Genomic DNA, 23,716 nt, shown 5'->3' on the forward strand with positions numbered 1-23,716 from the left:
AGAGAGACAAATGGAATGGATATTTGTTGCATTAGTAGTAGTATTTTTTGCATGGAAGATGTTGCCTGCAAAGGGTATTAAAAATATTACTACTACAGAGCTGAAAAATATATTAAATGACAAAGATAAATTCTTCATAGATGTGAGGACTCCAGCTGAATATAAAGGGAGAAATATTCGACAGTTTAAAAATATCCCATTGGGATCTAAATTGGATGAGCTACCGAAGGATAAAGAGATTGTAGTGATTTGTCAAAGTGGTATGCGTAGTAGTAATGCGTGTAAACAATTAAAAAAAATAGGCTATGATCGTGTCACAAATGTCCGTGGTGGCATGAGTGCATGGAGATAAGAGGAGGAAGTTTAAATGAAAGAGATAACAGCAAAAGAATTAGAACAAAAACTAGTAAAGGGTGAGAAAGTAAATTTAATTGACGTGCGAGAAGTAGATGAAGTGGAGCAAGGAGCAATACCAGGGATTATTCACATCCCACTAGGTCTGTTAGAATTTCGTATGAATGAGCTCTCGAAAAAAGATTCCTACGTTATTGTATGCCGATCTGGAGGTAGAAGTGGACGTGCCACACAGTTTTTAGATAGCCAAGGCTATGATGTTACAAATATGACTGGTGGAATGTTAGCTTGGGAAGGTGAAATAAACTAAAAAAATTTTTTCTAAAATATAATACCCTATTAGGTATGGAGGAGAGTATAAATGAGTTTAAAAGCAGATGTTCAATTAGATGCAAAAGGTTTGGCTTGTCCAATGCCTATAGTAAAGACAAAAAAGGTCATGGCTGGTTTAGAAGATGGTCAAATTTTAGAAGTTTCAGCTACGGACAAGGGCTCTAAGGCAGATCTTGCCGCGTGGTCTAAAACAGTGGGGCATCAATACATTGGAACAATTGAAGATGGGGATGTACTAAAGCATTACATTCGTAAATGTTCAAATGAGGCTATGGAAGAAAATCAGCATCAAGAAATCATTGCCTTGGATGAACTAATAGCAAAAGTGGCAGATGGAGGAACAATTTTAGATGTTCGCGAGACTGCTGAGTTTGCTTTTGGACACATAGATGGAGCTAAGTCTATTCCAATGGGCGAGTTAGAAGAAAGAATGGATGAACTTGATAAAGACTTGCCGGTTTATGTGATATGTAGAACAGGCAAGCGAAGCGATCTTGCAGCACAAACACTAGTGCAAAATGGATTTGCAAAAGTTTGGAATGTCATACCAGGTATGACAGAGTGGAGCGGAAGCGTTAAAAAAACAATTTAGGAGGAAAAATGATGACAAACAAAGTAGCAATCATAGCAAGTAATGGTGGACTTTTTGATGCATACAAAGTGTTCAATATAGCAACAGCTGCAGCAGCAACAGAAAAAGAGGTAGCAATATTTTTTACGTTCGAAGGGTTGAATTTAATCCATAAACAAGGAATGCAGGTATTACCAATGCCTGAAGGCAGAGAGAGCCTAGCGGAAGGGTTTAAAAACGCGAATATACCTAATATTCCTCAACTGGTGGAAATGTCGCAGGAATTAGGGGTTAAATTTATTGCTTGTCAAATGACTATGGATGTAATGGGATTAACAAAGGAGGATTTTGTTAATGGTATCGAAGTGGGAGGAGCAGTGACGTTTCTAGAATTTGCAAAAGACGCGTCTCCGACATTGACTTTCTAACCGTACAAAATGCTTAAAAATTTTTAACGAAAATAATACCTATGGGGGTAATTTGGACATGACAGTAACTAAATGGACAGCAGATATAATTGCAAAAAAAGTAATTAATAATGAAAATCTATTCATTTTAGATGTACGTAACACGGATGCATTTGCTGATTGGAAAATAGAAGGACATAAATTTAAATACTTAAATATACCTTATTTTGAATTACTGGATGGTGTAGAAGAAATTCTACCTCAAATACCTGCTGACAAAGATATTTTAGTCGTTTGTGCGAAGGAAGGGTCGTCCATTATGGTAGCAGAAATGCTTTCAGATGCAGGACGTGACGCTGCTTATCTACAAGGTGGGATGAAGGCATGGAGTGAATACCTCGAGCCAATTAAAGTGAGTGACCTACAGGATGGAGGCGAACTATACCAATTTGTTCGTTTAGGAAAAGGCTGCTTATCTTATATGGTTATCTCTAATGGGGAAGCGGCAATTATAGATGCTACTCGCATGGCTGATGTATTTATCAATTTCGCAGCAAGTAAAAAAGCAAAGATTACACATATTTTTGATACGCATTTACATGCAGACCATATTTCTGGTGGCCGTCAAATTGCTGCGCAGACAGGTGCTACTTATTACTTGCCACCAAAGGACGCAGTAGAAGTCGTATTTGACTACACACCGTTAGTAGATGATGAAAAAGTGGAAATTGGTCATACAACTATTGCTATCCAAGCAATTTATTCACCAGGGCATACAATAGGATCTACTTCTTTTATTGTAGATAACAAGTTTTTATTAACAGGTGATATCTTATTTATTGATTCCATAGGACGCCCAGATTTAGCTGGTCTGGCAGAAGACTGGGTTGGAGATTTAAGAGAAACATTGTATACACGCTATCGCGAGCTTTCTGATGATTTAATCGTTCTACCTGCTCACTTCATGATAATTGATGAATTAAATGTAGATGGAACTGTTGCGAAAAGATTAGGAGATTTGTTTTTAGAAAACCATGGTTTAAATATTGAGGATGAAAATAAATTCCGTAGCATTGTTACTGATAATCTTCCTCCACAACCTAATGCCTATCAAGAAATCCGTCAAGTCAATATGGGGAAAATAACGCCGACCTCAGAAGAACAAACAGAAATGGAAATAGGTCCAAACCGTTGTGCTGTGCGCTAATTAGTCTAAAGAAAAACTATTTACTAAAAGGAGAAATGAAAAATGAATTCAACAAAAGTATTAGATGCAAAAGGTTTAGCTTGTCCAATGCCGATCGTTCGTACTAAAAAGGCAATGGATACAATTGAGTCCGGTGAAATATTAGAAGTACATGTAACCGATAAAGGAGCTTTGGCAGATATTCCTGCCTGGGCTTCATCTGGAGGTCACACTATTTTAGAGCAATTAGAGGAAGCTGGAGTTCTAAAGTTTTGGATTCAAAAAGCATAAGTGGATAGGGGGACCCTAGAGTGGTCCCCTTTTTTCATAAATAAGGAAACAAAAGCTGTTTTCAAAGTTTGTCTGTCTTTTCTTAAAAGGAGGAATAAATATGGATATACCTTGGATCATTACAATTTTTCTTATAGGATTTGTCGGTTCATATGTGTCTGGTATGCTAGGCATTGGGGGATCAATCATTAAATACCCGATGCTATTATATATACCAGTCATGTTCGGATTTACAGCATTTACATCACATGAGGTATCAGGGATTAGCGCAGTACAGGTGCTCTTTGCCTCTATAGCGGGTGTATGGGCTTACCGTAAAGGTGGATATTTAAATAAGTCACTTATTATTTATATGGGTGGAGCTATTTTAATAGGTAGTTTTGTAGGTAGCTTCGGTTCAAAGGGATTAACCGAGGAGACAGTTAACATTGTGTATGGCATTTTAGCGTTAATAGCGGCAGTCATGATGTTTGTACCAAAAAAACAGGTGGATGATAAGCCTTTAAATGAAGTCACCTTTAACAAGTTTTTAGCAGCTATTTTAGCTTTTATAGTAGGAATTGGATCGGGAATTGTAGGGGCAGCAGGTGGATTTCTGTTAGTGCCAATTATGCTAGTAGTATTAAAAATACCAACACGAATGACAATTGCTACAAGCTTAGCAATTACTTTTATATCTTCTATTGGTGCGACAATAGGTAAAGTATCAACGGGACAGGTTGAATATTATCCTGCAGTTATTATGATTGTAGCTAGTTTAATAGCAGCACCACTTGGAGCCAAAGCAGGCAAGAGTATGAATACGAAAGTTTTACAGTTCATACTTGCATTACTCATTTTAGGAACTGCCATTAAAATTTGGTTGGATATTTTATAGGATTATAAAGAAGTATCATTATTAATGATGTTGCAAACTATAGACAAATTCAAAGAAATTTGAAACTGTCTATAGTCTTTTTTCGTTTCAGGCGCTACGCTTTCTACGTGGATGGTTACACCCTTCTCCCTCCATGCAGAGACAGATGATAAACGATTTGTTTAAGAGCGATTGTTAGACTCGGAAAAGGCCATTGATACCCTCGATGTGAAACTCTTGGGTTATTTTTCCACGCTCTTAATTCATTCACAATAATGTCGTTTTATTTAATATGGGGAATTACAGACCATTTCTAGACATTGTTTCTTTCTAGTCAATCATATACTATTAGGTCACTATTTGATTTAGAATCTGTAATTTTTGTTAATATATACCTTAGTGTAATTTGTATTATTGCTTACTATCCTTGAGAACAGTCGGATGAAAATGAAAGGAGGAATTTGAGAAGGTTGGTTTTTATGAAAATAAAAAAATGTAATCTGAATACAAATAGTTAGGAGGGAAAGTGAAATGAAAAAGTTATTTTCTTTGTTTCTATTCTGTACTTTATTACTAGTTGCTTGTAATGATGATTCTGAAACGTCTGGTTCTAATGACAAAGGGGAAATAACCGTTTGGGCTCATCCATACACTGACAATCAAGAAAAAGAAGGAGAAATGTGGAAAGAGTTAATTGCTTCATATGAGGAGACTTCCGGTGTGAAAGTTAATTTTGAACAAATCCCTTGGGCTAATCGCGATCAAAAAATTTTGACTGCTCTTGCTGCCAATAATGGACCCGATGTGTTTTACGCCATTCCCGATCAGATGCCTCAATATGCTGAAGCAGGGATGCTCGTAGATCTAAGCCCTTATTTGGAAGACAATGATATGGACGATTTTGTAGAAAGCTCTTTAATCCCTACTAAATGGAAGGGGAAAATGTACGGTGTACCAATTCTTCAATCTGTCGAGACCTTTATGTACAATGTGGATGTAGTGAAAGCGATTGGAGAAGACCCTTCAAAGCTTCCTACCACTTGGGAAGAGTTTGAAAAATGGGCTGCTAAAGCTAAAGAAAAAGGTTATTATGCCTCTAGCTTTCAAGGCGGAGGTTCAATGAATGGGACACTTTACCCTTATCTATGGCAAGCAGGCGGTGAAATTCTTACAGAAGATAACAAAGTGTTGATTAATAACGAAAACGGAGTAGAGGCATTTGAATTTATCAATAAAATATATAACAACGGTTACATTCCAAAGGACTCTATTACTGCTTTAGATCATGATGCATTATGGGATAGCGGTAAGCTGCTGTCTATTCAAGGGGCAGGGAAATCAGTTAGTAGAATGCTAGAAAAAGAGACGTTTGACTTTGTGATAGCACCGCCATTAAAAAATAAAAAACAGGCTACTTATGGTACTACTGGGATGTTTGTTGTGCCAGTTAATTCAGATAATAAAGATGCTGCTGCAGAGTTTATAAAGGTAATCACCAATGCAGAAAATCAAAGGAAGTTTAATAGAGAAACCCAATTCATTCCTACTAGAGAATCGGCAAAGGATATTTACGATGATCAAAAATATTTAGCACAATTGGCATCTTACACTCAATTTACACAGTCAGGGGTCATTCATCCGGAAGGGCGAAACATTATGCCTTTAATACAAGCGGAACTACAAACAATGTTAGAAGGCAAGAAAACTCCTAAAGAAGCTGCAGATGCAGCAGCCAAGGCAATTGAAGAAAAATTAAAATAAAGAAAAAGAGAGCTTAATCTTATTAATAGATTGAGCTCTCTTTAGTTAGAGAAGGGACTTCCTCAAATTTAGTACTATCATTCAAAGAGATAGAATCTGCGTTTCTGTTCTTTTCTTGTCTTTTCTCGATTCTTCTGAAGGCTCTAAAGCTCAACAAGGTTATGACGTAGGCAAGTAGGCTTCCAGAGAAAAGCGGGATTGCCCCAGGCAAAAATGTAAGAAAAAAATACATAGCAACTGTGCTTGCTAAAATGCCTAAAAGCTCTAATGGAGAGGTAATAGCTATGAGTAAGGATTGCTTTATGTACTCAAAGTACTTTAAGTCAAAATGAACATAAACAGGAAAGAAAAACGATAAAATAAGAATACTAGAGAGAAGAATAAAAAATAGAATTGGTATTAAAAAAGTAAATTGGCCATCATTTAACAGAATAAATTGAAAGTCAAAAACTAGAAAATAACCCACGAGAACAAAAATTAAGGCGTAGCCATTTGCCTTCCAAAAATCCTTTTTAAAAAATCTCCAATACGTAGGGAAAATTTTAATCGATTCATAGTTCTCTTTGTTTAGCAGTTTTCTAATAGTACTAAACAAAGCGATAGTAGAAGGAAATAAACCAAAAGCCCCTAACCCTACAATGCTAAAAAAAATCCATAAAAAATTTAAATAGATCAGTGAAAGCATCCTATAGGCGATGTTATTAAAGCTATCCCAATTCAGAATATATCACGCCTTTCAATTCTCAAATTTAAAAGTTTAATATTAAATTGAGTTGATTTCGTAAATAGTTCTTTACCAATTAAACACGAAGATTCCTAATATATTGATTGTAGCGACAGGTGCGGCGACTCCTGCGGGATGAGTGAAACAGATAAGCCATCGCAAACGATGCGTAACCGACGGTGAAGGCTTATATCATAGTTCGATTGTTCGTGTTTTTTAAAAAAACAGGAATTATGAAATTGATTTAATTTTACTAAATAAAACATTTTATCAATTAAAGACTATTTATAGACATTGTCTCTTTATTACTAATCATATAAGATTAATTAAAAGTTAATTAATAATTTAGTAATTTCAGTATATTAAAAGGCGATTAAAAAGTAAATATTTAAAAAAATTTATAATTTTGCTATGACAGCGCTTACTATTTTACGGAATAAGAAGTAGAACTTTTTATTGAGTATTTTTCTAGTTAAGTGATTAGCTCCATTTGCTAGAGACAAAGGCGCTGGCTACGTTCCTTATTAAAAAGATTGGCTTATTTGAAGGGAGGTAGTCTTTTAAAAACAGCTAGTTGTCAGCTCTAAGAGAAAACCGTTATAAATGGGAAGGGGTAAATGAAATGAAAAAGCTGTGCTTTTTTTTATTGTTATTAATATTTAGTGCTCTAATGGTAGCTTGTAGTGAGGAAGATGCTTCGGATGCGGGTGAAAAGATAGAAACTTCTGGAAAAGCAGGAAATAAAGAAGATGGTTTCTCAGGGGAAATAACAGTTTGGGCACACCCTTTTACAGGTGACCAGGAAGTAGAAGGTAAGATGTGGAAGGAAATAATTAGTTCTTATGAAGAAACTACTGGAGTGAAAGTGAACTTTGAACAAATACCTTGGGCGAATCGTGATCAAAAAGTGCTGACTGCTTTAGCAGCTAATAATGGGCCAGATGTATTCTATGCTATTCCTGACCAAATGCCGCAATATGCCGAAGCGGGGATGTTATTGGATCTTAATCCATATTTAAAAGATAATGACATGGAAGATTTTGTGGAGAGTGCATTAGTTTCAACTACTTGGAAGGATAAGGTATATGGATTACCAATTCTTCAGGAAGCATATACATTCCTATATAACGTGGACATCATTAAAGAAATTGGAGAAGACCCATCAAAGCTTCCAGCAACTTGGGCAGAATTTGAAAAATGGGCTGAAAAAGCAAAAGAAAAAGGATATTATGCATCTAGCTTCCAAGGCGGTGGTTCTATGAATGGAACGTTGTATCCATATCTATGGCAAGCAGGTGGAGAAGTGCTTACAGCTGACAATGAAGTAATGATTAACAGCGATGCTGGAGTAGAAGCCTTCGAATTTATCAACAAAATGTATAAAAATGAGTGGATTCCAAAGGATTCTATTACTGCATTAGAGCACGACGCTTTATGGGATAGCAGTAAAATGCTTTCTGTTCAAGGATCTGGGGCATCAATTAGCCGTATGTTAAGTAAAGATACATTTGAATTTGTTATTGCACCTCCATTAAAGAACAAAAAACAAGTTACTTATGGAACTACTGGTATGTTCGTAGTACCTATTAACTCAGAAAATCCAGATGCAGCAGCTGAATTTGTAAAAATTATGACGAGTGCAGAAAACCAACGTAAATTTAATCAGGTTACTCAGTACATTCCAACACGTGAATCTGCAAAGGATATCTTTGGAGAACAGAAGTATCTTGCGCAGCTAGCAACTTATACTGAGTTTGCAATGCCGGGGGTTATACATCCAGAGGGACGTAACATCATGCCGTTAATCCAAGCGGAGCTTCAAACAATGATGGAAGGCAAGAAAACTCCAAAAGAGGCAGCGGATGCGGCAGCTGAAGCGATTAAAGGAAAAGTAAAATAAATCTAATAGAGAGTTTGATCTAAAACAGATCAAGCTCTCTATTGATTAATTTACATAAGAAAGGGTGTTTACACTGGTAAATACATTAGGTAAGCCTTTAGTGTCCAAGAAAAGCGGGATGACTCTTCGGGCAAGATTAAAAAGACAATGGGATCGTAATGCGATCGTCTATATTTTTCTTATCCCCATATTAATACATTTTGCTATTTTCCAAGTGTATCCATTTCTTTTGAGCTTCTATTTGACTTTTATGGATTGGAAGGTAATTGGAGATCCAGAATTTGTAGGTCTTAAACATTGGGAATATTTTTTAAGCGATAAGCTCGCATGGAAAGCCATATGGAACACAGTAAAATTCTCCGTATATTATATAGTACCAACAATGGCTGTAGGACTGATACTTGCTTTAATTATTAATTCAGGAGTAAAGATGGCCGGATTTTTTAAAGGGATATTTTTCTTGCCGGTTGTTACCTCTTTTGTAATTATTGCCGGTATATGGGGTTGGTTATTTAGAGGAACAGAAGAAGGGATGATTAACTATCTAATAGGCTTAATAGGCATTGAGCCTCAATTATTTTTATCTGATTCTAGCCAGGCTTTACCAGTGTTAGCAGCACTAAGCGTTTTTAAAGTAGCAGGCAGCACAATGATTTATTATTTTGCAGGACTTCAATCAATAGATAAGGGTTTATATGAAGCTGCCAAAATGGATGGGGCATCCACTACTAAAATCTTTTGGAAGGTAACTTTTCCTTTATTGAAGCCTATACACTTTTATGTTGCCATTACGACAACCATTGGCTCTTTCCAAATCTTTGACTCTGCCTACCTATTAACAGGTGGCGGTCCAAATTATGCAACGACGACGATTGTTTATTACTTATACAATCAAGGCTTTACTAGCTTAAATTTAAGCTACGCAGCAGTACTTTCCTATGTGTTATTCTTCATCATCCTAATGATCTCTCTTTTACAAAGAAGGTTCTTAGGGAAAGAATCTAATCTCTATTAGAAGGGAGATGAAAAACTATGAAAAAGGTTATTTCCTACATTGCTTTGTTATTGTTAGGGTTTTGTTTTCTCATGCCCTTTATCATTATGATTTTAGGCTCCTTTAAAAATGTAGAGTATGCCCAGCTAGATCCACTTTTTTGGATACCGGATGAACCAACTCTAAAAAACTATTTATATATTATGAGGGACGGTCTATTTGTCAGATGGATTTTCAACTCCATAGTTATCACAGTTATCCCGGTAGCTAGTCAGATGATTTTCTGTGCAATTTTAGGATATATTTTTGCGAAGAAAAAATTCTTCGGGAGAGAATTTATATTTTGGGTATTTATGGGGGTTATTATGATTCCTCAGCAATTGCTAATCATTCCAAAATATATTATGTTCTCCGATTTTGGATGGATCAACACCTATTGGGCACTCATTGTTCCTGAGCTTTGGGGAATCATGGGAGTATTCCTAGTAAGACAGTTTTTACAGGGAATACCAAATGATTTAGAAGAGGCTGCCTATATAGACGGAGCAAATGATTTACAAATATTCTTTAAAGTTATTTTGCCACTTTCTATTCCAGTAGTGGCTACTGTAGGAACATTTGCCTTTATATCAAACTGGAACGATTTATTTCAACCACTAATTTATTTAACGCAGGAAAAAATGTTCCCAGTAACACTAGGATTGGCGTCCATGCTAGGGAAGGAAGGTAACTTTGGAATAGAAATGGCTGGTTCAGCAGTTTCCTTTATACCAACCTTTCTTATTTTCCTGTTTTTTCAACGATATTTCACAGAAGGAATACAAATGTCAGGTTTGAAATAATGAAGCCTAACTGAATAGGTTTTGAAGTAAGGAGTGAGTGAAGTGAAGTCAGTTATTGCTAAAGATCAAAAGGTTTTTATAGAGGACAGACCCAAAATGGATATTATGCCTTCCTTTCTTTTGATTAAGACGTTGTACAGTGCGATTTCTCCAGGAACGGAGCTAAGCTTAATAACAGCAAGCAATGAAAGAGAGATTTCCTTAGGCTATAGCGCAGTTGGTATTGTGGAGGAATGCGGTGATGGTATAACCGGCTTTCAAAAAGGAGATATAGTCGCTTGCTATGGAGCACCTTACGTAGGACATTCCGAGTATCTATGTGTGCCAATGACCTTATGTGCGAAAGTGCCACAGGGGATGGATCCAAAAGAAGCATCTCTAGCTGGAATTGGAGCAATCGCTATTCATGCACTTCGAGTAGCTAAATTAGCCTTTGGAGAAATAGTAGTGATTGTTGGTCTTGGATTGTTAGGGCAAATGATTGCAAAGATTGCTCATGCTGCAGCTTACGATGTTATTGCTTTCGATACACAAGCAGAGCGAGGAGCTATGTTAACAGAAGAGTCAGGAATTACTTCCTTTTCTAAGCTAGACGAGATGGAAGAAGAGATTAAAAAGCACACTGCCAACAGAGGAACAGATGCTGTACTGCTTTGTACAGGCGGCAAGAGAACTACACTTACAGGACAAAGCTTAGAGTGGATACGCGGTCAAGGAAAAATAGTTATTGTAGGTGATGTCGAGCCGAATTTCCCTAGGGAATTAATGTTTGGAAAAGAGGCTCAAATTCTTATATCCAGGGCAGGGGGGCCAGGGAGATATGATCCTGTCTATGAGAAGCAAGCGGTGGACTATCCTTATGGATATGTAAGGTGGACAGAGGGAAGAAATGTAGCGGAATATTTAAGACTAGTAAAAGAAAAGCGTATTAAGATTGATTCATTTATAACAGAAGAAGTGAACATAGATCAGGCGCCAGCTGCATATAAAGATTTGATTAATAAGAAATCGAAAACGTTGACGAAGCTTATTAGTTTTCGATAAGTAGATTTTTATAAACTGAGAGGAGAGTTTTAATGTTAAAGGTTGGTGTAATTGGTGGAGGGTCAATTTCGCAATTTCATATTACCCCTTATATCCTACATAAACAGGTAGAACTAATAGCATTATGTGATCAAAATGAACAAAGGCTTACGGAGTGTGGACACCAATATGGGGTCACTCATTTGTATTCTAACTATAAAGAGTTATTAGCCAACAAAGATGTGGATGCTGTAAGTATTTGTACATGGAATAATACTCATGCTGAAATAGCTATTGCAGCAATGGAAGCTGGAAAACATGTGTTAGTTGAGAAACCATTATGTATGACGGTAGAAGAGGCTTTAGCAGTGGAAGCAGCAGCAGAAAAATCTGGAAAGGTTTTACTAGTCGGCTTTGTTAGAAGACATGGTGATAACACGAATCTCTTAAAAGAATTTATAGATCAAGATTATTTAGGAGAAATTTATTATGCAAAGGCTTCTTGTTTAAGAAGGTTAGGCAATCCAGGTGGCTGGTTTAGTGATAAGTCTAAATCTGGGGGAGGAGCTCTCATGGATTTGGGTGTTCATATGATTGATATATGCTGGTATATGATGGGGAAACCACGTCCGATTTCAGTTAGCGGCAATACCTACTCGAAATTAGGTAACCGCAGTAATATTAAGAATCTTTCCTTTTACAAGGCTGCTGATTATGATTCCTCTTTAAATAATGTAGAAGATTTAGCAAATGCATTGATTCGTTTTGAAAACGGTGCTTCCTTAGCTGTAGATGTGAGTTTTACGCTTCAGGCAAAGGAGGATCAACTGAGCGTGAAATTGTATGGAAACAAAGGTGGAGCTGAAATAGAACCAGAGCTGGTTATTGTAACAGAGCAGAACGATACGATTTTGAATATACTTCCTCAGGTTGACAATAAAAGCTTTGACTTCGCTGGATCCTTTACAAATGAAATTAATCATTTTGTAGAATGTTGCTTGGAAGGCAAATCTCCTGTTGCTCCTGTTGAAGACGGGGTAGAAGTAATGAAAATGTTAAATGCTATCTATGAGTCGGCTCAAACTGGTAAAGAAGTTTATTTGTGAGCATTTGGTTCAATTAGAGAAAGGGCTTGATAAATATGGGTAGACAAATCGCAGATTTCCCATTAAACCAACTTAAAGTATATCAACCAAAGCTTATTCACAAGCCGTCAGATTTTGGTGAATTTTGGGTCGAACAACAGCAACAAATAAATAGCTTACAGCCGAAGGTCTCAATCGATTGGAAGGAGTATGTGATTCCTACAATGGAGGTCGCGGATTTGTTGTTTGTAAGCTGGGATGGTACACCGTTAAAAGGGTGGGCCATAAAACCAAAGGGAGTAGATCAGTGTCCTGTAATGCTGAGTATTCATGGTTACACAGGTAGCCGCGGATTACCTTTGGATTACGTAAAGTGGGTTTCTATGGGCATTGCAGTTTATGCATTTGATGTCCGCGCACAAGGTAGTTCTCCGGACTATGCTAAATATAACAATGGGGGTAGGACACTGGGCTGGATGTTGAATGGTATTCATGAGCCTGAAAATTATTATTATACGAACGTGTATAAGGATCTTTTATTTCAGCTCAATTGGATAAGGTCGTCTGAAACTCCAATTGAGCCAACGAGGATTGGACTTCTTGGAAGTTCCCAAGGAGGAGGATTAGCTCTAGGTCTTGCAGGATTGGATCAAGGGGTAGAGCTAGTTGTTGCAGATTATCCATTCCTAGCAAACTTTGAGCGAGCAATAGAGATTTCTCAAGCAGGTCCTTATCTGGAGTTTGTGAATTATTTTAAGTATACAGATCCGCAATATGAAACCTATGAATCAGTAATGCAAACACTAGGCTATATAGATTGTGTCCACTTTTGTGATTCTATTATTTGCCCGACCTTAATATCTATTGGACTGGAGGATCCTGTTACCCCTCCCTCTACTGTCTTTGCAGCCTATAATCATTTACGAACATCAAATAAGGAAATTGAAATCTATCCTCAATACGCACATGAGGTAAATCCCTTTCATGAAGAAAAGAAACTAGAGTTTGTAAGAAAGAATTGGTTGGAGTGATAGATAGGGGGTCAGATGATGAAAATCAGTATAAGTATGTATAGTTTAGCTTCTACTCTTCGGCGAGAGAGTTGGAGAGTAACAGAATTTATTGAGTATGCAAAAACGATTTCCTTGGACGGGGTAGAGCTGTTAGATATTTACTGGCAAAACCCAGCAAATAAAGATGAAGAAATTAAGGAAATTGTCGAGAATTTACAACGAAACAATCTAGAAGTTTCAGCTTATGATATTACAAATAATTTCGTTCATCAAAAAAAGATTGAGCGAAAAGCTGAGGTCGAGAAGGTAATTGAGGGCATTCGTGTGGCCAAAGAATTGAATGCTAATACTGTTCGTGTTTTCTGTGGGGATATTAGAGAGGGTCTTATCTATGAAGAATGTTTTGATTGGATAATTGAAGGTTTAAAAGAAAGTGCAAAGATAGCAGAACAAGAAAAGATAGTCTTAGCTGTTGAGAACCATGGATTACTAGCAGGAAAAAGTCTACAGATTCATGAAATTCTTAGAGCAGTCAACAGTCCGTATGTGAAGTCAACCTTTGATACAGGTAACTTCTTATTAGTCCATGAAGAGCCTACGAAAGCATTTGATCGACTTAAGCAAGAAATTGCTCATGTTCATTTTAAGGATTTTAGAGAGAAGCACACTCATGAAAGCGTAAAAGGATTCCGTTCTACAGAAGGAAAAGAGTTAATTGGAGTTATCCCAGGAGATGGGAAAGTCGATCTTGCCTATATAGTAGAGGGGTTAAAAAAATATGGTTACCAGGATTGGCTCTCAATCGAGTATGAAGGTTTTGAGGATGCAAAAATGGCTAACGAGGAAGCTGTACGCCGTCTGAGAAAGCTGTTGAAATGAAGGAGTGAAACATTATGAGTGTTATTTTGAGTAGCTTTAACAATATAGAATTAGCGCAAGCAGATAAACTTCATTCTGTTGAACAACTAGTGATGATTAATAGTACAAAAAGTTCTTTTGTGATGGATGCGACAGAGTCAAATTTAACAGCCCTAGAAAAAAGAGGACATGAGTTTTATATTCCGTCAGACTTACTTAAGCATGTGAATGAGGATAGTAATGCTAAAGTATATTTTGACTTAGAGTGTCATCCATTTTATCAAAAGATAAAAGAAGTTATAGAAAAAGGTATTACATCAAACGGTGTGTTTCGTTTTCGAAGAATATCCAAAGGGAATAACCCTCAGCTTATAGCAGATGACCTTTACGTCCTGTCCTTATTATTTGGTGAACCTAAAGAGAAACACATAAAAAAGAGTAAGCTTGAGACTGTAATAAGTCATATTATTCTGATGATACGTTTTGAAAGTGGAGTCATGGCCCATGTGGAATTTACGTTTGCTAATGTTAATCGTATTGAATTGGAATGGAGTGGCATCAAACAGATAGTTGAATTTGATAGTGATGAGTTAAGGGGGCAATTACTCCCGCTACAATACTCTGCTAACGATTTAGTCTCCTCTGCTAAAAAGATAGATGCTGTGCTTATTGACAAAGTACGATATTATAAGAATTTCGTAGCTGGGGGTGCACTTATATGAAGGTAGGTATGATGAGTTTTGCTCATATGCATGCAAACAGTTATGCTGATGCACTAACAAAAATTAAAGATGTGCAGATTGTTGCTGTTTTTGATGATTTGGTGGAGAGAGGGCAAAAGGCAGCTGCTTTGTTTAATACAGAATATTATATGGATCAGGAATTATTTCTTTCCATAGAGATGGATGCAGTTATCATTTGTAGTGAAAATTTTCGCCATAAAGAGATGGTGATAAGTGCCGCAAAAGCAAAAAAGCATATTTTATGTGAAAAGCCTATCGCCATTAACATAGAAGATGCAAAGGAAATGATACAAGTTTGCCAAGAACAAGCCGTCATTCTGCAAGTAGCGTACCCAGTTAGATTTAGTTCTCCGATTCTGCATTTAAAAGGGATGATTGAAAAGGGAGAGTTAGGAGATATTATTTCTTTTCGTACGACTAACAGAGGACAAAACCCTGGTGGCTGGTTTATAGAGGAAGAAAAGGCTGGAGGGGGAGCAGTGCTTGATCATACTGTACATATGGTGGATATTATGCGTTGGTATTTAAAAGAGGAAATTACGGAAGTGTCTTCTATAGTTGACTCTTATTTTCATCATATTGAAATAGATGATGCTGGTTTACTGACGTTAGAGTTTGCAAACGGAGTAATAGCCTCTCATGATCCAAGTTGGTCAAGATTCTCGGAGTATCCTGCTTGGGGTGATGCAACAATAGAAGTTATTGGTACCAAACAAATTGTTAAGGTAGATGCCTTTAAAGAGCATTTCCGTATGTTTATTAGTGGAGAAAAGTCTCTTGAGCATGTTTTTTATGGAAATGACATGGACTTTGGATTAATACAGGACTTCGTTCAATGTGTTAAAGAGGGAAGAGAGCCATCGGTTACTGGCTATGATGGTTTAAAATCACTAGAGGTTGCCTTGGCCGCATATGAATCCAGCAAATTAAAACAACCAATAAAATTATAGAGTTTCAAAGGCGCATGTTTTCATCAACTAAGAGAAAATCATGTGCCTTTTACTGTAACTAAGAAGAAATATATTAACTATAAAGGGTGGTGAAGAGATGTGTTTGATTACTTATTTTGACGAACAAGAAACAATTCTATTTGCAGTAGGAGAGTTAAGGAGATTGTTAAGGAAGGCAGGTATAGAAAGTACCCTTCAATATAATGAAAAATTGAAAGAGAGCGCCCAAGATGAAAAACGAATTCTGTTAGTCACTAGAAAACAATATGAAGCTTTACTAAATGTGGACAAAGTAGCTATAAATTTAAAACTAGATGGCTTTGCCATAGTAAAACAAGGCTCAAATACATGGATTATTGGGGAGGAACCACGCTCTGTCTTGTATGGAATTTACAAGTACTGTGAAATATACATGGGATACAGATGGATTCATTTGAATCAAGAAGAATTAGTCCATGCATCGTTGAAAGAGGAATTGGTACTTTCTATATTTGAACCGTCCTTTCAAAGAAGGGGAAATATTATTGAAACGATTGATGATCCAATGTTTATTAACTCATTAATTGATTGGGGAGTAAAAAATGGTCATAATGAATATTTTTTTACTTTCTTTTTATGGGAAAAAGTAAAAGCTTATGTCGCACCTACGTTACAAAAAAGAGGTGTGAAGGTGACGTTAGGTGGTCATTCCCTGCAATTTTTATTAAACGAGATAGAAATTAAGAGTGATAAACAAGAAAATCTTCAATTTATTACAAAAGACAAGGCAATACAGGAGCAGGTCATTCAAAAAATAGTAGACATTTGTAAAGAGAATGAAGTCATCTCAAGAATATCCTTGTGGCCAGAGGATGTTGGTATTGGTGAGAAAAACGGTAGAGACTTCATGTCCAGTTATATTTTGTTTACTGAAAATTTAAATAAATTATTAAAGAGTAGTGGCCAGTCAGTAGAGGTAGAGCATATAGTCTATAATGCTGGACTTTCGTGGAATATGCTAGAACGTGGTAATGACACTAATGTCTCGTCTGATGTTGATATTCTATTTGCGTACTGGGGTAGAAACTACGCCGATAGTATAAAATCTCAAGAGATTAATCAGCAAAGAGCTACCCATGCATTAAAGGATTGGAACGCACAAGTCATACAGAACGGTAGAAATCTAACCGTTTTAGAATATTATAGTGACCATTTCATGCTAAGCGAGTTATTCCCACCCCTAGCAAGAAGAATTGATGAAGACCTAAAGGATTATCAGCAGCAAAACATAACAGGAATGTTAAATCTGATTGTACCACCACATTTGAAAGAACATTCCTCGGAAATGGACAAAAGATATCCATGGAAGTGGGTCCAACATTTCAATAATTATATATATACGAAGCTTGCTTGGGGCGAGGAATTAGAACGAGCGTTAGACTTATATTTCCAAAGCTATCAGGATTCGAAGAAGTTCAAGCGGACGTTTCTATTGTTAGAAGAAATCATTGCACCTTACACTCAATGGAACATTCCGTTATTCCCGGCTAGAGTAGTAGACCCCGAGAAGGTTACAAATATCGTAGAGGTTCAGGAGATTTTAAACTATTTACAAAAGATAGGTCAGTTTTTTGACGAGTGGGATTTTACTGAGGTAGAGACGCTACTACCTATTTATTCAAAGGATAATAACCAATCATATAATTCTGAGGAAATGTCCAAATTCTACTTCTATTATGTAAAAACTATTGCAGAGAAAACTCTACAGGAATGGCTCGATAAATAAAAGATGGAGGTAAGATAATGGATTTTAAATCACTATACTATTACAAGCCAACATTGCCGAAATTAGACTTTAAAATAATAGAAAAGGATTTAATTGTATACGGTGGAACTCCAGCAGGTTTAACTGCCGCTGTCCAGGCACGACGAAATGGTCTGACTGTTGCAGTGGTAGAATTCAGTCGAAATATCGGTGGGATGACTGCTAGTGGGTTAGGTGCTACTGATCTTGGCGCAGAAAGTGCCATTGGTGGGATCGCTAAAGAGTTTTATGATGAGATAGCTAGATACTATAACAAAGAAAAGCAATGGAGATTCGAACCTAAGGCTGCTCAATCTATATTTGACTCATGGATGGATAAGTACGATATTCCCGTGTTTCTTAATGAGCATTTACAAAAAGTCATTAAAGAGGATGAAAAAATAATTGACATAGTAATGGAGAGTAATAATCGTTTTAAAGGAAAAATCTTTATGGATTGTAGCTATGAAGGCGATTTACTAGCTCAATCTGGTGTGTCCTTTTTTGTAGGGAGAGAATCTAATGCCACCTATAAAGAAATCTACAATGGCGTACAGTTTGGAGCACCACACCATAAATTTGAGAAGTGGATTGATCCATATGTGATAGAGGGTCAGAAGGAAAGTGGAATATTACCAGGTATAAGCGAGGACAGTAAAGAGTCTCTAGGATACCAGGGACAGGGGGATCATCGGATTCAAGCTTACAACTTTCGAATTTGTTTAACGAATAACCCTAAAAATCGTATTCCTTTTCCAAAACCCCCTAAATATGAGCCTCAACGTTATGAGCTATTATTACGTTATATTAAGTCTGGCGTATGGGACGCTATGAAACTTCATACTCCACTTCCAAATGATAAGTCAGATTTGAATAACCATGGGGCAATCTCGACTGACAATATAGGAAACAATTATGAATGGCCGGAGGGTAGCTACGAAAAACGGGAGGAAATTTTTCAAAATCACGTAAACTATGATCTTGGAATGCTCTATTTTCTATCTAATGATGAAAGAGTTCCACATTCAATTCGTGAGGAGGTAGCATCTTGGGGGCTTCCAAAGGATGAATTTAAAGAAACGGGACATTGGCCACATCAGCTATATATTAGAGAAGCAAGGAGAATGATCTCAGATTATGTTATGACAGACCATAACTGTCTTGGACAATCCCTTGTTAAAGACCCTGTTGGATTAGCATCCTTCCATATGGATTCACATAACTGTAGACGTGTAGTGATTGATGGTAGGTGTGTCAATGAGGGGGATGTGCAGGTCCCAATTTCTCCTTTTGAGATTTCCTATCGATCAATACGCCCTAAGTCAGAAGAGTGTGTTAATCTGCTCGTTCCAGTTTGCCTATCAAGCTCACATATCGCATATGGCTCAATCCGCATGGAGCCCGTTTTCATGATCCTTGGACAATCCGCAAGTGTTGCAGCAAATTTAGCTATCAAAAATAATACATCCGTCCAAGATATAGATTATCAGGAACTAAAACAAGAGCTGAAGAAAGTAAACCAGGTTGTTGAGTGGAGTAGCGACATGGAAGATGACCCTATTAAACGTATGCAAGAGACATTCGGACAGTAGTAGAAAGGGTGACGTGAAATGAAAGTAATACCTTGGGAAGCTAGTAGGCTAGAGGAAATGGTAAAGCTCTGGAACAAAGAGTTAGGAGAAGAATATCCAATGCGTCAGAAGCTTTTTAACCAAAACAGTTTGGAAGACAAGAATGTTCTAGAAGATGGTTGCGCCATGGCGGTAGATGAACAAAACAACTTAATAGGATTTATTATAGCTAAAAAGTGGCAAGAGCAAGTAGATATAAAAATGGATTCAAAAAGGGGATGGATTCAAGTCCTCTTGGTTGATAAAAATTATCGAAATAAAGGAGTAGGAACAAAGTTACTTGGTAAGGCGGAAGAAACACTAAGAGATAATGGCATAGAAGAAATTCAACTGGGCGGAGATCCTTTTCATTATTTCTCTGGAGTCCCTCTTCAATATGAAGAGACGCAACAATGGGCGGAAAAGAAGGGCTATTTGAAAAGAATCGACACATATGACCTGATTAATCACCTTAGTAAGAACTATTCCATGCCAGAAGACAATACAGTTTCCTATTCAATTCTACAAGCGGAGGAAAAGGAAGAGTTTCTAACCTTTTTAAACAAGTCTTTTCCTGGTAGATGGGAATATGAGGCGATAAAATATTTTGAATCGAAGGGGAGTGGCAGAGAGTTTGTAGTTCTCAAAAAGAATGGAGGTATCATTGGTTTTTGTCGAATCAATGATGATGCATCACCAACTATTGCTCAGAATGTTTACTGGAGCCCCTCCTTTACAACTAAGGTCGGAGGAATTGGACCACTTGGAGTAGATTCTAGTGAACAAAAGCAAGGATATGGATTAGGAATTGTACAGGCTGCGATAGTGATTTTACAGGAAAGAAAAATCGAAACTATTATTATTGATTGGACGATACTAGTAGATTTCTATAAAAAACTAGACTTCGATATTTGGAAGACTTACGGAATTTATTTGAAGGATTTAACTAGCGAGAAATGAAATATGCTCGAAGTTTCATTTGCTATCCATTCCATGTTCCCGAATCTAACTACTGATCATAAGCAGGATTAATTTATTTTTACTTACACATTGCGTGATAGTATGCGCAAGAATCCTAGAATCCTAGAATCCTAGAATCCTAGAATCCTAGAATCCTAGTGTTAAAAACTATAAATATGGGAGGAAGAATAAATGAAAAAGCTCTTGAAAATTATGATAACTACAGTGATTTGCACCATTGTAGCACTAGGGAACTTTGCACCTCTATCCATATCTCATGCGGAGGAAGTGCCAATTGAGGTACGAAACGCAGGATTTGAAGAGGCAAATAATGACCCGTCTACTATACCGGGCTGGTCAATGGAAAATAACAGTAGTACTCCAGCAACTATTATCAACACCATTTCTCACACAGGGCTTCACAGCCTACATTTTAAAGACGAATCAGACAAAGCAGGTAGTAGGATATTTAGTGACAGAGTATCAGTCATTCCAGGTAAATCCTATACTGCAAAGGTCATGACGAATGTGGTAAAGCAAACCCATAATATTGTGTATGAGGTGCACTATTACGACAAAGATAATAGAAAGCTCACAAACAATGTCAAAACAGAGTTATTCGGAAACTTACCTAAAAACAAGTGGGCAGAACTAAAAGTCTTCACTGAGGTTCCTATGAATGCAGCATATGTAAGATTAGCTTTCTACTCAGGAGGAATTAGCTTAACAGAAGCTTACTTTGACGACGTATCTTGGGAGCAAGCAGCGGAAGATATTCCTTTAGAAAGAGAATATGCTTCTCCAGTCGATTTAGGTGAAATGGTTAACGTGCAGTTAGGACAAGCAGCAGTCATCCAAAAAAACAGTCTTGGAGAAAATGAGGTATATTATCATTCTAACGGCCTTCCGGGCACCTTTTCTGTTTTAAATGCGGAGACAGGAGAGCTTAAATTTTCTAAAGTAATAGAAGGAACAGAAGCCTTATGGGCAATCACTGTCGGTTCCGATCAAAATGTGTATTTTGCAGGGACCGGGGATGGTAAGCTTTATCGATATTTACCCGAAGAGAAGAAAGTAGAAGAATTAGGGGTCAATCCATCTGATGACTGGGTATGGGATTTAGAAGGGACAACGGACGGGAAGATTTATGGATCTACCTATCCCCATGCAGGTGTATTTGAATACGACATAAAAAGCGGTGTTTTCCATAACTTTGGTAGTGCGAAGGAAGGACAGCAATATGCCAGAGGTATTGGAGTAGATGACGAATCCATTTATGTTGGAGTAGGTACTAAAAAGCATTTGATAAAAATTAATAGATTAACAGGGGAAAAAGAAGAAATTATAATTGATGGTCACTCAGGTCTGGATGGAATGATAGAAAACATTTTTATCGTAAATGATAAGCTTTTTGTTTCTGCTGGATCGGTAACTATGTTAGTTCTAGATATAGAGACGCACGAAGTGATTAATCAGTTTAGTTACAGCAATATGATTTCAGAACCTTCTCCACACGATAATAATTTAATTTACTTTAAGTTTGAAAAGAAATTGTATCAGTACGATTCTAGTAAAAATGAAACAAAAGAAATTGAAGGTATTCCTTTATTGCCTGACACAGTCCGAGTAAAAGATATGGCATGGATAACTTTAAGCAATGGAGAGACGGTTCTTGCAATGATTACGCAGTATGGCGAATATATGTTATATGAGCCGGTTAATAATGAGATAACGTTTATTGACATGAATATTGCCTCTCAATCCGTAGAGATTCAGGCGCTAGAAGCTGGACAAGACGGCAAACTATATATGGGTGGCTACCAACGTGGACTAAGTATATACAACCCATTTACGAATGAAAGAGAAGTCAATATACCTTCCTTTGCCCAACCAGAAGGTATCGGCTTTCTAAACAACAAAGTATATTATGGAACTTATGTAGGGGCTATGATGTATAGCTATGATCCAAGTAAGGACATAGATTTAAATAGTAATCCTAAACTTGAATATGATATAACGGACCATCAAGATAGACCATTTACGATGACATCCGGAGATAATAAGCTATTTGTCGGTACGGTACCAGATTACGGTGTATTAGGTGGAGTTTTAGCCATATTTGATGAAAATACTGGTAAATGGTCACAATATAGAAATGTAGTAGAAGATCAAAGTATTATTGGATTAGCCTATAAGGACGGGAAACTATATGGTAGCACGTCCATTTGGGGTGGGCTAGGCTTGGACCCAAAAGCAAAAGAGGCTAAGATATTTGTTTGGGATGTAGCTACTTCACAAAAAATAGCAGAATTTACACCTACTATTCCTGGAATAGACGAAACTCCGAGAATGATTGGAGAAATCTCTATTGGGCCAGATGGTAACCTATGGGGCATAGTAGATGGGACGATATTTGCGATAGATCCAGAAACGCTGGAAGTTGTTAAGAGCAAAACCATTCATCCAAGCTTATATAATAGCAGTAAATGGCTACCTTACCGACTAGAATGGGCACCAGATGGAATGCTCTATACTACACTTTCCCGAAAGTTAGTTGCTATTGATCCAGAAACTCTGTCACATAAAGTTATCGTAGATCGCTTTATAAATAATATGGCGGTAGGGATGAACGGAAGCATTTATTACGCACTAGGCAACAAGCTGCAAATGATTGCAGTACCCGAAACAGATGCAACGCTAAAATCTATTCTAATTGGTGGAAGAGCTATTTCTGATTTCTCACCAGGAAAGAGCCGATATAGCTTACCGGAACTAGAAAGATCAAGCTTACAAGCTATAGCAAATCAAACAGAAGCTAAGGTAAATATTATTGATGAGGGAAAAGTTTCTACTATTACAGTCATTGCTACAGATGGTAAGTCAAAGAAAGTATATAGTATCCATTGGGAGCAGCAAGCAGAGAATCCGGAATATGCAATGGACGTGAGTGTAAAATTCCAGGATGAGAAAGGAAAGGAAATACACAAGCTAACAAAGGAAAAAAAGATTACTGCTGCCGTAGAGGTTGTTAACACTAGAAATAAAAATCAAGATATATTAGTGCTAATGGAATTAATAGATGAAAACGGAAAAGTAGTTGATCAAGACCAAAGCTCAAGAACAATCCCAAAAGGTAAAACGATGAAAATGTCCACAAAGCTTAAGTTGCCTAAAAACATTAAAGGCTATCAAGTAAAAGTAACTGCGTGGGAAGGGAAGAAGATAAAGGAGAATATGGTGCCGTTATCGGAAGAGTTTATCATTAAGGAATAAAGCCTCAAGGACATACACTAGGGGTAGAAAATAAAAAGTATAAGAAAATGCTGGGGCATGTGTTTGAAAGAGGAGGCGGCGACTCTTGGGGGAGCAGCGCGAGCATAAAAGCCTAAGCAGGAGCAAAGCGACGAGGAGATAGATGCCGTGCTCCCGGAAAGCGTCCGATGTAACAGAAAACAACTATAGGTAATTTGAA

Annotated in this window: 22 protein-coding genes; 21 read left to right on the forward strand and 1 reads right to left on the reverse strand. The window is 37.1% G+C overall.

The window, feature by feature from the left end; all coding sequences use genetic code 11:
- The first annotated feature begins 10 nt into the window (after positions 1-10).
- The 8 genes from MHB55_RS01690 to MHB55_RS01725 all read left to right on the forward strand — a co-directional run bounded on the left by MHB55_RS01690 (position 11) and on the right by MHB55_RS01725 (position 5,759).
- Complete coding sequence (locus tag MHB55_RS01690; RefSeq protein ID WP_144538464.1) at positions 11-352, forward strand: rhodanese-like domain-containing protein; 342 nt, start codon at positions 11-13, stop codon at positions 350-352.
- 15 nt (positions 353-367) lie between these two features.
- Positions 368-664: a rhodanese-like domain-containing protein gene (locus tag MHB55_RS01695; RefSeq protein ID WP_144538465.1), complete on the forward strand. Its 297-nt coding sequence runs from the start codon at positions 368-370 to the stop codon at positions 662-664.
- A gap of 51 nt (positions 665-715) precedes the next feature.
- Complete coding sequence (locus MHB55_RS01700) at positions 716-1,279, forward strand: sulfurtransferase TusA family protein (protein WP_144538466.1); 564 nt, start codon at positions 716-718, stop codon at positions 1,277-1,279.
- A gap of 11 nt (positions 1,280-1,290) precedes the next feature.
- Positions 1,291-1,686: a DsrE/DsrF/DrsH-like family protein gene (locus MHB55_RS01705; protein WP_340862418.1), complete on the forward strand. Its 396-nt coding sequence runs from the start codon at positions 1,291-1,293 to the stop codon at positions 1,684-1,686.
- Between the two features lie 58 nt (positions 1,687-1,744).
- Positions 1,745-2,872 (forward strand): MBL fold metallo-hydrolase, encoded by a 1,128-nt coding sequence (locus MHB55_RS01710; RefSeq protein ID WP_340862419.1) that lies wholly within the window; start codon positions 1,745-1,747, stop codon positions 2,870-2,872.
- Positions 2,873-2,914: 42 nt separating this feature from the next.
- Entirely contained in the window at positions 2,915-3,142 is a 228-nt protein-coding gene (locus MHB55_RS01715; protein WP_144538469.1) for a sulfurtransferase TusA family protein, read from the forward strand.
- Positions 3,143-3,242: 100 nt separating this feature from the next.
- Complete coding sequence (locus MHB55_RS01720; protein WP_144538470.1) at positions 3,243-4,019, forward strand: sulfite exporter TauE/SafE family protein; 777 nt, start codon at positions 3,243-3,245, stop codon at positions 4,017-4,019.
- 510 nt (positions 4,020-4,529) lie between these two features.
- Complete coding sequence (locus tag MHB55_RS01725) at positions 4,530-5,759, forward strand: sugar ABC transporter substrate-binding protein (protein WP_340862420.1); 1,230 nt, start codon at positions 4,530-4,532, stop codon at positions 5,757-5,759.
- A gap of 22 nt (positions 5,760-5,781) precedes the next feature.
- On the opposite strand, the gene MHB55_RS22250 is transcribed toward MHB55_RS01725, so the two are convergent.
- Entirely contained in the window at positions 5,782-6,444 is a 663-nt protein-coding gene (locus MHB55_RS22250; protein WP_144538472.1) for a DUF624 domain-containing protein, read from the reverse strand.
- Between the two features lie 661 nt (positions 6,445-7,105).
- Here MHB55_RS22250 and MHB55_RS01730 point away from each other — a divergent pair.
- The 13 genes from MHB55_RS01730 to MHB55_RS01790 all read left to right on the forward strand — a co-directional run bounded on the left by MHB55_RS01730 (position 7,106) and on the right by MHB55_RS01790 (position 23,517).
- Positions 7,106-8,383: a sugar ABC transporter substrate-binding protein gene (locus MHB55_RS01730; protein WP_340862421.1), complete on the forward strand. Its 1,278-nt coding sequence runs from the start codon at positions 7,106-7,108 to the stop codon at positions 8,381-8,383.
- Positions 8,384-8,501: 118 nt separating this feature from the next.
- Positions 8,502-9,398: a carbohydrate ABC transporter permease gene (locus MHB55_RS01735; protein ID WP_151113792.1), complete on the forward strand. Its 897-nt coding sequence runs from the start codon at positions 8,502-8,504 to the stop codon at positions 9,396-9,398.
- 17 nt (positions 9,399-9,415) lie between these two features.
- The gene (locus MHB55_RS01740; protein WP_144538474.1) at positions 9,416-10,219 is read left to right on the forward strand and encodes a carbohydrate ABC transporter permease; all 804 of its coding nucleotides are present in this window, start codon (positions 9,416-9,418) and stop codon (positions 10,217-10,219) included.
- Between the two features lie 42 nt (positions 10,220-10,261).
- A complete protein-coding gene (locus tag MHB55_RS01745) occupies positions 10,262-11,263 on the forward strand; it encodes a zinc-dependent alcohol dehydrogenase (protein ID WP_340862422.1) in 1,002 nt (333 codons plus the stop codon).
- 32 nt (positions 11,264-11,295) lie between these two features.
- Positions 11,296-12,348 (forward strand): Gfo/Idh/MocA family protein, encoded by a 1,053-nt coding sequence (locus MHB55_RS01750; RefSeq protein ID WP_144538476.1) that lies wholly within the window; start codon positions 11,296-11,298, stop codon positions 12,346-12,348.
- A 35-nt stretch (positions 12,349-12,383) separates the two neighbouring features.
- Complete coding sequence (locus MHB55_RS01755; protein ID WP_144538477.1) at positions 12,384-13,358, forward strand: acetylxylan esterase; 975 nt, start codon at positions 12,384-12,386, stop codon at positions 13,356-13,358.
- Positions 13,359-13,376: 18 nt separating this feature from the next.
- A complete protein-coding gene (locus MHB55_RS01760) occupies positions 13,377-14,219 on the forward strand; it encodes a sugar phosphate isomerase/epimerase family protein (protein WP_340862423.1) in 843 nt (280 codons plus the stop codon).
- A 14-nt stretch (positions 14,220-14,233) separates the two neighbouring features.
- Positions 14,234-14,920 carry a hypothetical protein gene (locus MHB55_RS01765; RefSeq protein ID WP_144538479.1) on the forward strand — a complete coding sequence of 229 codons (687 nt, stop codon included), beginning with the start codon at positions 14,234-14,236 and terminating at the stop codon, positions 14,918-14,920.
- A complete protein-coding gene (locus MHB55_RS01770) occupies positions 14,917-15,891 on the forward strand; it encodes a Gfo/Idh/MocA family protein (protein ID WP_340862424.1) in 975 nt (324 codons plus the stop codon). The genes MHB55_RS01765 and MHB55_RS01770 overlap by 4 nt, the downstream gene beginning before the upstream one ends.
- A gap of 97 nt (positions 15,892-15,988) precedes the next feature.
- Positions 15,989-17,656 carry an alpha-glucuronidase family glycosyl hydrolase gene (locus MHB55_RS01775; RefSeq protein WP_340862425.1) on the forward strand — a complete coding sequence of 556 codons (1,668 nt, stop codon included), beginning with the start codon at positions 15,989-15,991 and terminating at the stop codon, positions 17,654-17,656.
- A 17-nt stretch (positions 17,657-17,673) separates the two neighbouring features.
- On the forward strand, positions 17,674-19,266 hold the full coding sequence (locus MHB55_RS01780) for an FAD-dependent oxidoreductase (protein ID WP_340862426.1): 1,593 nt from the start codon (positions 17,674-17,676) through the stop codon (positions 19,264-19,266).
- Positions 19,267-19,284: 18 nt separating this feature from the next.
- Complete coding sequence (locus MHB55_RS01785) at positions 19,285-20,244, forward strand: GNAT family N-acetyltransferase (protein WP_191697011.1); 960 nt, start codon at positions 19,285-19,287, stop codon at positions 20,242-20,244.
- Between the two features lie 192 nt (positions 20,245-20,436).
- The gene (locus MHB55_RS01790) at positions 20,437-23,517 is read left to right on the forward strand and encodes a hypothetical protein (RefSeq protein WP_340862427.1); all 3,081 of its coding nucleotides are present in this window, start codon (positions 20,437-20,439) and stop codon (positions 23,515-23,517) included.
- Positions 23,518-23,716: the final 199 nt, after the last annotated feature.

It is taken from the genome of Psychrobacillus sp. FSL K6-1267, from assembly GCF_038003265.1.
GTDB classification, from domain to species: Bacteria; Bacillota; Bacilli; order Bacillales_A; family Planococcaceae; genus Psychrobacillus; species Psychrobacillus faecigallinarum.